The sequence below is a fragment of the Dolichospermum compactum NIES-806 genome, assembly GCF_002368115.1.
Lineage (GTDB): Bacteria > Cyanobacteriota > Cyanobacteriia > Cyanobacteriales > Nostocaceae > Dolichospermum > Dolichospermum compactum.
This window is the reverse complement of record NZ_AP018316.1, coordinates 4,750,631-4,766,804: the sequence shown is the minus strand read 5'-3', so window position 1 is coordinate 4,766,804 and position 16,174 is coordinate 4,750,631. Positions and strand designations below refer to the sequence as shown.

The 16,174-nt window shown below is 38.1% G+C and carries 10 protein-coding genes; 5 read left to right on the top strand and 5 right to left on the bottom strand.

Annotated features, from left to right (window positions below):
• Positions 1-314: 314 nt before the first annotated feature.
• On the top strand, positions 315-593 hold the full coding sequence (locus CA730_RS22185; protein ID WP_096670612.1) for a hypothetical protein: 279 nt from the start codon (positions 315-317) through the stop codon (positions 591-593).
• Here CA730_RS22185 and CA730_RS22180 read toward each other — a convergent pair.
• Together CA730_RS22180 and CA730_RS22175 are read right to left on the bottom strand one after the other, a co-directional pair.
• Entirely contained in the window at positions 571-1,149 is a 579-nt protein-coding gene (locus CA730_RS22180) for a TIGR04376 family protein (protein ID WP_096670610.1), read from the bottom strand. The genes CA730_RS22185 and CA730_RS22180 overlap by 23 nt on opposite strands.
• A 387-nt stretch (positions 1,150-1,536) precedes the next feature.
• The gene (locus CA730_RS22175; protein ID WP_172891228.1) at positions 1,537-2,373 is read right to left on the bottom strand and encodes a D-alanyl-D-alanine carboxypeptidase family protein; all 837 of its coding nucleotides are present in this window, start codon (positions 2,371-2,373) and stop codon (positions 1,537-1,539) included.
• A gap of 110 nt (positions 2,374-2,483) precedes the next feature.
• On the opposite strand from CA730_RS22175, the gene CA730_RS22170 reads away from it, so the two are divergent.
• Both CA730_RS22170 and CA730_RS22165 read left to right on the top strand, forming a co-directional pair.
• The gene (locus CA730_RS22170; protein ID WP_172891227.1) at positions 2,484-3,317 is read left to right on the top strand and encodes a carbohydrate ABC transporter permease; all 834 of its coding nucleotides are present in this window, start codon (positions 2,484-2,486) and stop codon (positions 3,315-3,317) included.
• A gap of 110 nt (positions 3,318-3,427) precedes the next feature.
• Positions 3,428-4,756, top strand: a complete 1,329-nt coding sequence (locus CA730_RS22165) for a lipid-A-disaccharide synthase-related protein (RefSeq protein ID WP_096670604.1) — start codon at positions 3,428-3,430, stop codon at positions 4,754-4,756.
• 79 nt (positions 4,757-4,835) lie between these two features.
• Here CA730_RS22165 and CA730_RS22160 read toward each other — a convergent pair whose 3' ends face one another.
• Positions 4,836-5,558 (bottom strand): response regulator, encoded by a 723-nt coding sequence (locus tag CA730_RS22160; RefSeq protein WP_096670602.1) that lies wholly within the window; start codon positions 5,556-5,558, stop codon positions 4,836-4,838.
• An 891-nt stretch (positions 5,559-6,449) separates the two neighbouring features.
• Between CA730_RS22160 and CA730_RS22155 the strand changes: the two genes are divergently transcribed.
• Positions 6,450-7,757, top strand: coding sequence for an ATP-binding response regulator (locus tag CA730_RS22155; RefSeq protein ID WP_096670600.1), 1,308 nt, complete (start codon positions 6,450-6,452; stop codon positions 7,755-7,757).
• A gap of 376 nt (positions 7,758-8,133) precedes the next feature.
• Positions 8,134-9,255 (top strand): hybrid sensor histidine kinase/response regulator, encoded by a 1,122-nt coding sequence (locus CA730_RS22150; RefSeq protein WP_096670598.1) that lies wholly within the window; start codon positions 8,134-8,136, stop codon positions 9,253-9,255.
• Positions 9,256-9,258: 3 nt separating this feature from the next.
• On the opposite strand, the gene CA730_RS22145 is transcribed toward CA730_RS22150, so the two are convergent.
• A complete protein-coding gene (locus CA730_RS22145) occupies positions 9,259-9,726 on the bottom strand; it encodes a response regulator (protein WP_096670596.1) in 468 nt (155 codons plus the stop codon).
• Between the two features lie 754 nt (positions 9,727-10,480).
• Positions 10,481-16,120, bottom strand: a complete 5,640-nt coding sequence (locus CA730_RS22140; RefSeq protein WP_096671736.1) for a DEAD/DEAH box helicase — start codon at positions 16,118-16,120, stop codon at positions 10,481-10,483.
• Positions 16,121-16,174: the final 54 nt, after the last annotated feature.

Here is a 16,174-nt window from a genome sequence, read left to right as displayed (position 1 = left end):
CCCCGTGGTTGCCCAAGAATCAGGGTAGGGGCAAACCCCCCGTGGTTGCCCAAGAATCAGGGTAGGGGTAAACCCCCCGTGGTTGCCCAAGAATCAAGGTAGGGGCAAACCCCCCGTGGTTGCCCAAGAATCAGGGTAGGGGCAACCCCCCGTGGTTGCCCAAGAATCAGGGTAGGGGCAAACCCCCCGTGGTTGCCCAACCCCCCGTGGTTGCCCAACCCCCCGTGGTTGCCCAACCCCCCGTGGTTGCCCAAGAATCAGGGTAGGGGCAAACCCCCCGTGGTTGCCCAAGAATCAGGGTAGGGGCAAAATCTTTGCTGGCGATTGGTTCTGTAATTGCTGATGAATATCGAGAGTTTGAACGGCGTTTGGACGGAAGTTTTAAATTAGTTCGTCCAGAAAAAAATGCTATTAACAATTTTGCTAATCAATCTGTTAAATTAACTTTAAATGATAATCAAGAAATAGATATTGCTTTTCCTGAAAATCTCTGGGTTGATGGTAATATAAACGTTAATCAGGTTCATATCCCCGACTTCTCAAAGAAGTCGGGTATCTTTCTGTGCATAATTATTTTCCCATGTTGCGTTTGAGTTTTTCTAATTCGTCTTCAGTTTCCCAACGGCGAAATGTGTCTTCTAAGTCGTCAAAATTACTGTTATAATTAGTAGCTGTATTCCAGCCATGAGTTTCGGTTTCTAATCTTTGTTGGGTTTGTGCTTTGGTTCTTGCTGTTTGTAATTCGGTTGCTTTGGTTTGGACTTCTTGACGACGTTGTTGAATTTTGCGAAGTAGTTCTTGGGATTGGTTAATGCGTTCTTTCAAACCTTGCATTTGTCCCCACATTTGATTTCCTTCCCGCAGTAGCGCTGCTTCTCGTTCTTGGGCTGGGGTGGCTAAGTCTTGTCTACCTGCGGCTTGGGCTTTTTGAATACGGATATGCCATTTTTGAATTTCTTGGGCTGTGGAGAGGATTTCATCTTGCGATCGCTTCTCTTGCAATTGTAACTCGGCAATTAATTTTAATGTATCTTCTTCTTGTTCCCGCAGTTGTTCTAATAGTGCTTCTAACTCTAAATGAGGATTATTTCGCAAGAATTCTTCTAAACGACTTTCTAAAAACCGACTTAAATCATCAAATAAACTCATTGTTAATACTCCAAATATTTAGATATATGTTTATTTATAACAGGGAACAGGGAACAAGGAGGAGGGAACAAGGAACAGGGGGCAGGGGCAGCTGACAAGGGTAGGTTTTTAATATTGTCTGTGAAGGCAAGACTGGGAAGACTTGGAGGGAAAGTAGACAAGGAAGATTTTATCCGCACAATAGTCTTTTAACGGTGTGTTATTGTTGCCAAAAAACATCATCCTGTAGGGTTTTCCTCCCTTGTCATCTTGTCCACCTTGTCGCCCAAGTCTTGCCCTCACCAGAATGTAAAAAACCTACACCTTGTAAGGGCAGGGGCAGGGGGATAAATTAATTAATTTACTTCTTCCTTCTTCTTCATACTGACTCCTGACTCCTGACTCCTGTTAAATGGGTGTTACCCAATATTTAATTCCTTGGACAATTTTTTGTTGTAATCCAAATTTGGGTAAATCATCTTCACTCCAGCCTAAATAAGTCCAATGGGGAAGATCACTAACTACAGTTTGAAACCAGCCATTTTCATTTAAAGCCTGTCTTTGGGCTGATGTTGATACTTGTAAATCAATTGCTAATCCCCAAAGATGTTGTGATGTGCCAGGGGGGGCAACTAAGCCGAGAATTTTTGTTTCTTTTCCGGCTTTTACTTGTGTTAATGTTTCGCTATTTGCGTATTTGTTCCAAAATCTTAAATTGGTGGCAAAATCGCGAAGACAATCTCCAGCGTAACCTGATTTTAAAGGAATGGTTGCTAAACTTTTGGCTTGATTTAAAGCGGTAGCGGCTGTTTTTTGTAAATAACATTCTTGTGTGTCATTTACTAAAGCTATACTAATTGCATCCTGAAAAGATTGGGTTGCTGATTCGTTATCTAAAATCACTTTTTCTGGTAGGTTAATTCCTGGCTTTTGATTAATAAATACTGTCCCATAAGTACGCAGTAAAGTATATTCAAAAGTATCAATTTGGGGAATTGTGGGGATTTTTTTGGCGATTACTGCTAAGAAACGCTCTTGATCATCTAATTGCTGATTGGGAATAAATTGTGTATTTACAGATGTTGTTGAGCTATGACAAGGTACGTTGGGGTTAGTTATACAGTCTGCCGTGATTTGAGGGGTTTGTGTTGGCTGACTTTGGGAAATTTTGTGAATAGAGACTAAGCTAACACTAACAAAAATAATTATGGTAACAAATGCCGCTATTTTCAGAACTAGTTTCATGAAAATATTACTTGTTTTGAAAATTTCGATTTCATCATATCGCAAAATTTAGTTATTTTTTTGTATTATTAGGTTAATTACTTTCGTGTTTAATCATTTTTATCAAGATAATGACTCTTAAAAACTCTCGCATTCAAACCTTAGCTATTTATGGCATACTAGGAGCGATCGCTCTGGTGATGCTATTTCCATTATTATGGTTGATCAGTACAGCCTTAAAATCACCAACGGAAAATATCTGGCAGTCACCACCCCAATTATTACCCAATCAACCAACATTAGAAAACTTCTCCAGAGTTTGGCAATCTCTACCTTTTGGAACTTATTTATACAATAGTATATTAGTATCAGTATTAACAGTTGGTTTAAATTTGTTATTTTGTTCCTTAGCGGCTTACCCCTTGGCTAGACTATCATTTGTGGGCAGAAATGGGATTTTTATTGCCATTGTGTCCACAATTATGATTCCCTTCCAAATTGTCATGATTCCTTTATATATTTTAACAGTGCAACTAGGATTGCGAAATAGTTACTTAGGTATAATTTTTCCGAGTTTAGCATCTGCTTTTGGTATATTTTTACTCCGACAAGCTTTGATAAGTGTGCCAAAAGAAATTGAGGAAGCGGCTCGCTTAGATGGCAGTTCTGAGTTAGGATTATGGTGGTGCGTAATGCTACCTGCCATTCGCCCAGCCTTAATTACTTTGGCTATCTTTGTCTTTATTGGTGCTTGGAGTGACTTCTTGTGGCCTTTAATTGTCATTCAGGATGAAAGTTTATATACTCTACCATTGGGGGTAGCTAAGTTAGCGGGAACATTTTCCTTAGATTGGCGGTTAGTGGCTGCTGGTTCAGTAATTTCTATTACTCCAGTGTTAGTATTATTTTTGTTTTTACAAAAATACATTGTCCCTACTGATACGGGGAGTGGAGTCAAGGGTTAAAAATGCAGATAAAAAAATCATCAAGCTTCTGAACCCCGGATATGGCAATCCGGGGAATATGCAAAAGCCATTCTCAACAATTCCACCCCTGACTCCTAGTATTTAGAAAAATGATCAATTCTCCATTACAGTTATTAGTTTTAAGCAATGGTCATGGGGAAGATATGATTGCTGTGCGGATTATCCAGGCTTTACAACAATTATCTTCTCCACCAGATATTTTTGCTTTACCAATAGTGGGTGAAGGACGTGCTTATCAAAAAATAGATATTCCTCTGATTGGTAAGGTGCGAACTATGCCTTCTGGTGGTTTTATTTATATGGATAGCCGTGAATTAATGCGTGATGTTGGCGGTGGTTTGGTGCAGTTGACTCTTAATCAAATTCAATCTATCCGCCGTTGGGTAAGTTCACAAACTAAGTTAGGTAATCAAAAGGCTGTTCTCGCTGTAGGGGATATTGTTCCTTTGCTGTTTGCAGTGATTAGTGGTGCTGATTATGCTTTTGTGGGGACGGCTAAATCAGAATATTATGTCCGCGACGAAATGGGATTGTTACCGAGGAAATCAAGGTCCGCATGGTGGGAAAATTTTTCTGGTTCGATTTACCATCCTTGGGAAAGGTGGTTGATGAGTCGTGGTCGTTGTCGGGCGGTGTTTCCTAGAGATTCTCTGACTACGGAAATTCTCAAAAAATGGTCAATTCCCGCTGTAGATGTGGGGAATCCCATGATGGATGGGTTACAGACGAGTTTAACTGCACAACAGTTATATCCTCCTGATGCTGAACTCGAAGAGGTGATTCGGCCTTTTGTTGTGACTCTGTTGCCCGGTTCTCGTGCGCCGGAAGCTTACAATAATTGGGAAATCATCATGATTGCTGTATCAGCACTGATGGCTGGTTTACGACGACCAGATTCTTTTTTTGGGGCTGCGGGGACGATGATTTTTTTAGGGGCGATCGCTCCTGGTTTAGATTGTAGTATTTTATCACAAAGTTTACATATCCAAGGTTGGCGACGGTGTGAGCAATCTCCTTTACCAATTTCTGACCCCGACAGTTTGACTTTTCAACAAAAAAATTCTTACTTCATCTTGACCCAACAAGCCTATAATGACTGCTTGTATTTAGGTGATGTGGCGATCGCTATGGCTGGAACAGCAACGGAACAATTCATCGGTTTGGGAAAACCTGCGATCGCTATCCCTGGTAATGGTCCTCAATATAACCCCGGTTTTGCAGAAGCCCAAAGTCGGCTTTTAGGCATATCCCTCACCCTTGTCAACCAACCATCACAAGTTCTCCCAGCCATCCAATCTCTCCTCAAAAATCCTGACATCCTCCATGCGATCGCTGAAAACGGCATTCAACGCATGGGACGTGCAGGTGCAGCACAACGGATTGCAGAATGTTTACAAGAAAGGGTCATTGGTCATTAGTCATTGGTCATTGGTCAATTGGTAATTTTTTTATTCATTCTCCCTTCTTTATCCTGACTCCTGACTCCTGACTCCTTCCCTAAACCACCAAACCGGAACGTAAAGCCCGAACTGCTGCTTGGGTACGATCATCAGCACAGAGTTTATTTAAAATATTGCGAACATGAGTTTTGACCGTACCTACAGTAATATATAACTTCTCGGCTATTTGTCCATTGCTGCAACCAGCCACAATCAATGCCAGAATTTCCAGTTCCCGTTGGGTGAGGGGGTAAGTTTCTAAAACTTGTTCATATTCTGTTTCTAGGGCTTCAATTTTGACAGTTTTCGGCTTATCAAATGATTGATGATCACCGGGGACACCTTGACGCATTTTCCGTAATACTATACTAGCGATCGCCGGATCAATCCAAGAGTTACCATGAAACGTTGCTTGTACAGCCTCAATGAATTTATTAACACTTGTATCCTTCATATAATAAGAATCTGCGCCGGCGGCAAAGGCTGCCAAAACCACATTTTCTGAATTATTCATCGTCAAAATCAATATTTTGGTCTGCGATTGTCCTGTTTCCGCCTGATAACGTCTAAACTTGCGCGTCAGTTCAATCCCATCCATATCGGGTAAACCGACATCTATCACAGCCACATCCGGTTTAGTTGTTTCTAGCAGTTTTAGTCCCAGATTCCCACTGGACGCCTCACCCACCACCTTAAAACCGCCATGCAACTGCAATTCAGTTTTGAGTCCCATGCGCGTTAAATCATGATCTTCAATTAATAGAATGCTAATGTCACTCATTATTTATTACACCCGTGATAATCAGATGACTTCTGAAGGAAGTATTACCAATAGCAAAAAGTAGGAGAAAAAGCTGATTTTTAAGAATTTAGGATTTACGCATTGACAAGATTCCCCAAATATGTGAGGTAAATTTTATCCCTTGTAGGGTGCGTCAGACACGATATTTTGACAAAAAAACAGATTCCCTCTATCTGACGCACCCTACTCAATAAGTTATTCCCAAAGCCGAAAACGACGCAATTTTGTTTATTCATATCATGGTAAATTAATGAGCGTGCGTAAGTCCTAGAATTGTATTTAATTTATCCATTCCTCAGCATATATGATCTGTGAAACAATAGACATCTACCAATAGGAATAATAAGTAATTGATTTTTGAATATCCATAGCTGTAAAATCTAGCTAAAGATATATAGATATTTCTCCCAAAACAAATGAAATTATTGAGACCAATCAGAAAAATTACAGTTATGGTACTATCATGAAATTTACTATGGATTCAACACAGCAGTTAGGGAATATGCGAGTATTACTATTATCACAGTATGCTATCAGACACCAAAAAAACTTCTAATCCTGATATCTAGGCTAAAAACCTATTTATATGTGTGACGCAAATAATTTTTTACATGACAATTATTACCAATATTTAAATAAAAACACTTAAGCCAATGGTAGATAATGTTTCCATGCAACTCTCACTAATGGGTGAGGACAGTTAATGAATTACTAATTTACAATGTTTTTAAGTGGATAAAGTATTTCTTTTACCTGGAAATAAATCTGCTCATTCACCAGAAAATTATGTTCATTATTTGTATAATCTAGAAACTGTAAAAATAGTAATGCTGAATATAAATCTGTATTTGACAGCCAGAAGAAAAACCGATGGAAGAGAATCTGAAGATCTTAGTTGTAGACGATGATCAGACTAATGGCTCAATAGTAAGTCTAGCTCTGACCCAAACAGCTATTAGCATGGAAATTGATGAAGTTAAAGATGGGAATCATGCCTTTTTTGCCCTCATCAATAATCACTATGATTGCGTATTTTTTAACTATCACTTACCAAATCAAGATAGTTTCACATTAATCCATAAATTACAATCTTCAGGGATTAAAGTTCCGCTAGTAATTCTCATAGATTCAGACAATGAACAAATAGCCAGAGAGTTGCTAAAATTAGGTGCTAGTGAGTATTTTGTTAAGTCTACATTATCACCAGAAACCATAGCTCAAATTTTACGCATTACCATCCGTATACATCATGCTGAAATGCGGCTAGATTTAGCAAACCAACAGCTTAAAGAAAGTCGTGAACAGCTAGTTTTACAGCAAAAAGAATTAACAGCACAACAGCAACATATTAAATACCAAAACTTTAAACTATTAGAAATATCTAGCTTCAAATCACTATTTTTAGCCACCATATCCCATGAACTAAGAACTCCCATGAATGCAATTATTGGGTTTTCACAGATTCTCTTACGTCCCAAATTTGGTCAGTTGACAAATCAACAACTAGACATGGTAGAGAAAATTCTCAATAATGGCAAAGATTTACTGCTAAAAATTAATGAAATTCTGGATTTTTCTCAACTAGAATCCGGGAAATTAGAACTAAAGCCAGAAATATTGGATTTATCAAAAGTTGTGAGTCATGCGGTTACAAAAATTCGTCCCTTAGCTGAGTCCAAAAATTTATCTTTGCTAGTTAAAATAGACCTAGAAAATACATTAGTATTTAATGATGCAGTACGGTTACAACAAATTGTCATCAATTTACTTTCCAATGCTGTAAAATTTACAGAGTCTGGGAGTATTTGGGTAGAAATCCAAGAAACAACTCAAAATCAAGTTATAATAACCGTGAAAGATACAGGAATTGGCATTGCTTCTCAAGATATTCAAAAAATTTTTGGAGCATTTCACCAAATTGATCAAGGTATTGGCCGTAAATATTCAGGTACAGGGTTGGGTTTAGCTATTATTGATTCACTGGTAGACATGATGGGAGGAAAAATAGATATCGAAAGTCAGTTAGGGGTAGGTTCAATATTTAAAATAAAATTACCACGAAAAATAAATTTAGCACCAGATTTAGAGAGTGTGGTTTTTAGTCCTCATCAAAATCCTTTTCATTCTGTATATTCTCCTCATAAAGCGTCAATCAATTATCCCCACTTAAAATTCTAGATTAATAGGATTTACGCATTGACAAGATTCCCCAAATATGTGAGGTAAATTTTATCCCTTGTAGGGTGCGTCGGACACGATATTTTGACAAAAAAACAGATTCCCTCTATCTGACGTGGTTGGTGAGCTTGCCGAACCACACCCTACTCAATAAGTTATTCCCAAAGCCGAAAACGACGCAATTTCCTTCATTCATATCATGGTAAATTAGTGAGCGTGCGTAAGTCCTAATTAAGTAGGTGAACCGAAAAATTTAAAGGTATGTGAAGAAAGGTAAAATCGCCCAAAACTCTCTTCCTGTCCCCAGTTAAGAGTTCCCTGTTCCCTTGCCCCAACAACAATTTTTAACGCCAATCTACTTACCAAGAACTTAAATATGTCTAACTTGAAAAAATTCCGAATTTTGTCCGTTGATGATGTGCCAGATAATCTGACTTTAATGCGGACAATCTTAGAAGGTGAAGGCTATGAAATTGATTCAGCAATGGATGGTAAAACAGCTTTAGAAAAAGTCAGAAAGTCACCACCAGATTTGATTATCTTAGATGTGATGATGCCAGGAATAAATGGTTATGAAGTTACACAACAGATTCGGAATAATCCTGAAATCAACTATATTCCGATTTTACTACTGACAGCCCGTATTGAAGCCAGCGTGGTTGACGGTTTAGATATCGGTGCTGATGATTTTCTTCGCAAACCCTTTGAAATCGAAGAATTATTAGCCAGAGTGCGATCGCTCTTAAGATTAAAGCACAGTATTGACGAACAACGCAAAATGACCCTCCAGCGAGAAGACTTTGTTTCTCGTCTTACCCATGATTTACGTACTCCCCTAGTAGCTGCTAATCGAGTGCTGAATTTATTTCTGCAAGAAGTCTTTGGACAAATTCCTTCAGAAATGAAACAACCCATTAGTATCATGATTCGCAGCAATCAAAATCTCCTGGAAATGGTAAATACATTACTAGAAGTTTACCGCTTTGAAGCTGGACAAAAAAATCTCTACTTTGAATCATGCAACTTAACCGCAATTGCTACTGAGGTCATAAGTGAATTAAATACCTTAGCACTGGAGAAAAACTTAACTTTGAAATTAGATACCCATGAATTAAGTCCAACAGGCAATAATGGCGGCATAGTTAAAGGCGATCGCTTAGAATTAAGACGAGTATTCCATAACTTAATTGGTAATGCCATCAAATTCACAGATACAGGCAGTATAGAAATCCGCATTTCTGAAACCTTATCCCCAGCTAATCATTGCAGTAGTACCATCATCATTGAAGTTCAAGACACAGGTTATGGCATTGCACCAGAAGATCAAGAAACTATTTTTGAGCGCTTTCGTCAAGGTAAAAACAAAAGATCAGGTAGTGGTTTAGGACTACATCTTTGCAGCCGCATTATTGAAGCACACGGAGGTAAAATAGAACTTTCCTCAGCAATCGGTAAAGGCAGCATATTCACAGTCAAACTCCCTAAAATTGCTGCATGATTATTAATGAATCCGTTGCACTTCTAAAACCGAGCATAGCTCAAATTTCGTCCCTAGAAATCGGTAGATAATTGCAGCTAACTCCTCAATCATATAAGGTTTAACAATGTAATCATCAAAACCAGCTTCAAGCATCTTTTTATTATATTCACCATCAGTTAAAACCGTCATAGCCACCACAGGAATATGACAAGTTAACGGTTCTTGCTTAAGATATCGAATAAAATCTAGTCCATTCACCCCGGGTAAAAAAATATTCAATAAAATTAAATCAGGTTGATGTTCTTTAGCCATAAATACTGTTGTTGAACTTTCTTTTTGACAAATAGACTGACAACCAAGTAACTCAAGTGTATAACTCATCAGCAGTAGACCATCATCATGATTTTCTACCACTAAAATCAAAGGCTGTTGATGTTGTTGATGTTGTTGCCGTTTCTCATCACTCATGAATGAATGCGCTAGATACATCTCGTCTCCAGAATCCTTAATGGGGAGTAGTCTTCTTTTTAGGCATAATCGGCTTACTCGTAAATCCTCATTGGTTGTTTACAGCGATTTCCAATCATATAAGGTACATCTTAGCCCCCTCATTGCACCCCCCTAAATCCCCCCGCAGCGGGGGGAAGAAAAGGATAAGCTTTTGATACTGGAGGGGGTTGGGGTTGGGGTTCTTGTTCCGGGTTTGATGACAATTTGCTGTATCTCAACCAATGTCAACAGGAAATAAAAATCCAGCTTTAATACCTTTAGCAGATATATTTTGATTATATGCAAAATCGTCAATAAAGTTATTTAGAAAAATCAATAAATTCATAACCTCTCACTTCTATCAAAACTAGAGATTATTGTTACCCTGATTATCAGTATTTTGACCAATAACTACCAAATAAACTTGAAACTTAGAGGATTAATTCGGCTACCAGAAAAAATAAGTAGAAAGACATGGTAAAGTAGAAGTCATGGAAAAAATTAGCCTCATCTGCCACACCTATAAAACGAATTTAAATAGATTACAAAAGAAGGGAACAGGGAACAGGGAACAGGTAACAGCTAACAAATAAAAACTTTAGTTCTGAGTTTAAAGCTCAGTCAAAAAAAGGATGTTTTTACAAGATGCGTAGTACGAAAAAAACAGTGTCACTATTTCAATTTCATGTTTAAAAACATGAGTTTTTTCTGTTCCCTGTTGCCCGTTCCCTGTTCCCTCTGAACAATTATCAATTCATAAACTCCCTAAAACGTCCAATTGCTCCCGCCAATTTTTATCATAGCGCAGAGTTAATATATGATACCCTGCGTTGTATCTCAGATTATCTCTCTCAATTTGGTCTTGCTTTTTCTGTTCAGGACTATCATGTACTGAACCATCACAGAAAATAGCAGTTTTTTCATCTTTATAAATAAAATCTGGTTTACAATTGGCTTCGGTAATTAATTCCTGGGCTGTATCAGGTAGTTTATAACCCCGTTGGTAAATCTCTTGTAAAACTTCTCGTTCAAAATCGGAATTTGGGTCTGTTTGTGCGAATAGTTTTTGATATTGTTCATCTCGGAATACACCGGATATCTCTACTGTACTTGCTTGCAGATCATCGAGTAAAGGTTTAATCAAATGACGATTAATTAACGGATGATCAAATTGATTCCTGTAGGAAAGTAAGCATTCATAGCAAGCTTGCACACAACTATCCTTTGGTGTTTGAAAATGACAAATATCTAAAGCAGAATTGGCGATTTTCTGAAAAGCATCTGTTTGTTGGAGTAGCTGAGATAAAACTCCTGCACCACCTTCTGATGCTTCCCAAAATAGCAAATATTTTCCTTCTCCTAATCTTTCTGAATCCAGTTCATCTGGTTCTAACTTATAAACTGCTTGAATTGCTGTTTCTAGGATATATTGGAGAGTAGCAATAAACGCTTCTTTGTTATCTTGGGGAACATTCAAGGGTTCGATGACAAGAATATTGCAAGTGTCATCTACCATTAAATTTACTTCCGTGTGTAAGGTTTCTGGAGGTAAATTTGTTGTTGGTGAGTTGGTTTGGAAATTATTTTTTGTATCTCCCCAATTACCTGTTTTAGTATCTAATTTAAACCCTCTTTCTTCGGTGTTTTTCTTCAGTCCTCTATTGATACGCCAGATGGTAGCTGTAGCCCCATAGGTTAATTTGAATAATGGTGTATTATCTGCTGCTAAAACAGTGGCAGATTCTTGTTTTTGAGGTGCATAACGGAAATGGGTAGTAATGTTATAACCATATTTCAATCTTTCTTCTTCATCGCAGGTAATACGTTCTCTTCTGCGAGTAAATACTGTGTCCATTGATAATACACGATTTAATTTAGCTAGGTTTTGAGAACTATCAGGTTTAATTTTTGCACCGCAGTTTTCGCAGGTATCACGCGCATCATCTGGATGGAAATAACCACAGTTAAAACAACAGCTTACTCGTTGATATTGACTTTCAATGCCACCTACAGGTACTTTGGTTTTTGACACCATAAATTTACTACCTTCATAGTAAATGATGTTGTTGGGTGCAAATTCCCTTAAAGCGACAACACGGGGACGAGAAATAAACTCACCTCCATCATTGGTGGGGATAAATGCTCTCACAGGTAAACGGGGGAAATTAAACCCTGGTAAAAATCCTTCAGCAGCAAAGTAGCGGTAGGGATAAAATTCAAATTCGCTATTACTTTTACCTTGGTTATGCCCTACCAATAAATCTATTTGTCGTTGCGCTTCTCTTGCTTGAGCTTCAGCGTTTTTTCGTTCTTCATCTGTAACATAACCAGCAGCAGAACGACTAATTATGATGTTAGCCTGATCTCTTTGTTTAACTGCACTATCATAAAGTTTACGCCAGCGATCGCATTTTCTATTGAATGTATTCAGTGCATTCTCTATGGTAAATTGTAGCCAATGTACAGAATACCAAGAGGCTTTTTGTAAATCACTTTGACAGAAGGTATCTGCAAGTATTGACTGAGTAGCTTGCAGACATTCAGCTAATTTCCCAGAACTAAGTATTAATTGTTCACGTACACTATCTTTCAGGGGATAATCAGTAATATGTAAATCCAGAATTTTGTTCATGGAGTCATCTAAATAAACTCCTGTATGTGCTAACCAAATTGAATACACATGAGATTGAACTAAATCTTGATTGGCTAATTCTAGTTTGGGTGGTGCAACAGCCCCAGCTACCATCTGTTCTTGACGTTGAAAGAAATATTGATCATGACCGCTACCAATAGCTGCATAGGTAATAACTAATGCTTCCTGTCCACTGCGTCCAGCGCGTCCACTACGTTGGGCATAGTTAGCCGGACTGGGGGGAACGTTCCGCAAATGGACAACGCTGAGGTCAGAAATATCAATTCCTAATTCCATTGTCGGGGAACAGAACAAACTGGCTAATTCTCCCTTTCTAAACATCTCTTCTCTTTCTTGACGTTTTTTGGTTTTGACTTGTCCTGTATGTTCTCGCCCTTCCATTGTTTGAATTTTTTGGGCATTGCTTTGATAAAATTCTTGAAAGAAGCTGTTAACAGGTCTTTTTGCGTCTTCCTGCCCCTGTAACCGCTTAGATGAAAGAGGATCAGAGGGAATTTCAGTTAATGTTGTAAACTTCCATACCAAGGAATTGATTTTTAATTGAATGCCATTTTTCGTAGTTAAAAACCCAGCATCAGCTAAAGCCGCAACGAAGGTACTAATTAAACTATTGTACTCTGTTTCTGTTAACAATTCACTGCGTAATGACCAAGCTTTAGGAGAGCGTAAAAATCTGCCAATTTTACTTCTAATTGTTAATTTTACCTTAGCTTTTTTGTCCGTATTACTGTCAATAGTTGCGAACTCTGCAAAATTCAACTTTTCTTTTTCATCAAATACCCAAGGTTCTTTAATGGCTTGAAAAACATCTCGAAATAAAGAGTCTCTATTATCATATTGGAGTAATTTAGTATCAATAGCTAATTCCCGACGGAGATGATTTAATAAAGCTTGAGCAGCAATAAATTTTTCTTCAGGGATAGCTTGTAATAAAACCGGATGACGATGTTTATTCCAAATAGCCTTATCTGCACAGATATCTTTTAAACCATTATATTCAATTACCAAAAGTCCGCACTGTTCTAAATTAGGTTGAACAATGCGCCATCCTCTGCGTAAGTCTTCGTAAAGACGATATTCAATTAATTCTTGAAAAGCTTTTTCGTTGGATTGTTTACCTGGATTAAATTCTGCCACTTCTTTGGCGTAAGCTGCTTGTTTTAGTCCCATTTGTTTGATAACTTCGCTGACTAACTCGCTGTGGGTGAGTTGTCCTTTATTTTGTAATGCACCTAATAAAGCAGCACGTAAAAAACTGGTTTGCACAAAATCATTAAAATGCCCCGCTTGTAATGAGGCATCTTGGCGATTATCGGTAAAACTGAGAATTTTGGCGGCTTGGGCTTTTTCGCCTGTGAAAACTTGTTTGAGACGGCTGACAGTGGATAAACAGAGGAGGGTGGTAGCGGTACTGCGTCCTTCACTACTCAAGCGCGAAAGTTTGGTAAATTCGTTTTTATTTCCATCATGAAGCACACCACAATTTAAACACACGCGAAATGGTCTAGGAACAAACCAACAAGTTGTTCCCTGTAATGGGGAAGTTGTAACTTTTCCGTTGGGGAGAATTTGTAATTTTTGGGGAATGAATTTAGCATAATCTTTTTTAGGAACTCGTCCTTTCTTTTTGGTTTCGGTAAACCAGGAGTCAGGAAGTCTTTCTTCATCTTTATAAGCATCCCAAAGTCCGGGTTCATCTAAGGTAAGATAACCAGCTTGGATATCAGTATATTCGGGACTCATATCTAATGCTGTGGGAAGTTGGGGAAGGACTATTTGTTTGTCGTTATTGTAGTTGATGACATAATAATCATGTCCACATTCCCGACAAAAGACGAGGGGATAAAGTAAACGTTCTTCTGTGGTGGTATATTGTCCTTCTAGGGTGAGAAAACGTTTTTGGGAACTTTCAATGGTAGAGTAAACGCTACCACCTTGAGAGATAAATTGATGGAGTCGAAATGCTAAACCTTTAACTTTACTTCCCCATAAAAACATCTGTTTAAGGATATCTAAACATAGTTCATAAATACGATTTTCTCCAGGTTCGTAGTTGGGATTTATCGCATTTTCTGATATTGTAAGTTCGTAGTTGGGATTTATGGCATTTTCTGAATTATTAATTTGATTTATGGCATTTTCAGAATTTTGTGCTAAAGCACAACTACGAACATAAATTTCAGCTAATTTTTCTGCACCACTTTCTAAACTTATGGGTGTTCTTCTCACAAGATGACCTTGTTTATCTTCTAAACCAAAGGTCATTTCTATCCAATGACTTAAAGGATGGTTTTGGAAATTCTCTAATGTTTGTTCTGCTTCTGGTGGTAAACCTTGATCTATGCTTTCTCGCAGTTCTGTAATGGTAGGTTTAGGACTTTTGATAGAACGTTCTAAGGTTTCATCTATGACGTTATCAGGTTTAATTTCCACACCAAATAATTTACTCGCTACATTTGCAACTACTTGACGACGTTGTGCGCGTGTTCCTTCTGTGGACATGGTAGCACTTGTGCCAACACATAATAATTCGTAATTCGTAATTCGTAATTCGTAATTGTTGTTTCCTGCGGAAATGTTGCGTGGAGGTAATTCGTAATTGTTATTTCCTGCGGAAATATTATTTCCTGCGGAAATGTTATTTCCCAATTGGCTATTACCCTTTCCGCAACGTTGGCGGAGTTTTCTAATTAAGATGGCTACGTCTGCACCTTGTCTACCGCGATAGGTATGGAGTTCATCTAATACTAAAAATTTTAATTCTGGAGAAGCAACGAGTTTTTCTTCGTGGGTGCGGGAAAGCATTAATTCCAGCATCACGTAGTTAGTTAATAATATGTGAGGTGGGTTATTTTGAATTTCGGTTTTTGTGCTTAAACTTTCTTGTCCGGTGTATTTAGCAACGCGAATATGGGTGTTAGGAACGTTATTGAGAAATTTCTTTAATTCTTCTTCTTGGGAGTTAATTAGGGCGTTCATGGGATATACTAATATTGCCCTGACTCCTTGAATTTCTGGATGTCGCAGTAAGTCATCAAAAATGGGGACAACATAGGTCATGCTTTTTCCTGAACCTGTACCTGTTGTTAATACATAAGGTTCTTGTTTTTGGGCAGTTTCAAATGCTTGTTTTTGGTGATAATGGAAATTAAAAGGTTGACCATTTTTAGAGAAGTATTGTGTACAGTCAGGATGGAGAATACCGTTTTTAACTAATTCTGTGACTGTTGCACCAGGGCGATATTTGGGGTTAAGTTGGACGAGGGGATTTGTCCACAGTTGTCCTTTTTCAAGTTCTTGATTGACGAATTCTCTAACTTTAGTATCACGGATTTTTAAGAAGCTTTCTATATAGCGGCGATAGTCGCCGATAATTTGATTACGGAAGTTGAATATATCGAGATAATTCGTAATTGGTAATATTTCCTTCGGAAACGCTGCGCGAACGTAATTCGTAATTAAAGAGGGTTGGGGGGTGCGTCCTAAACGATGATCTATATATTCACAAAGTTGGATAGCAAAGGTTTCTGTGAGGGTGTCAGAATTAAAGATTTCTGTTAGTTCTTGATAATCCCATGTTGGGGGAATATGGGTGAAAATTAGGTTTAGTTGTTCGGGGGTGAGTTCAGCAATATTTGTACAGTCTACTAATGCTAATTTTTGTCCTATGAGGGTACTAATTGGTAGAATTGCTGCTTCTGGTTGTGGGATGAGTTCTTGGAGTTTGACTGGGATTTTCATAATTCGTAATTCGTAATTTGTAATTCGTAATTCGTAATTCGTAATTTGTAATTT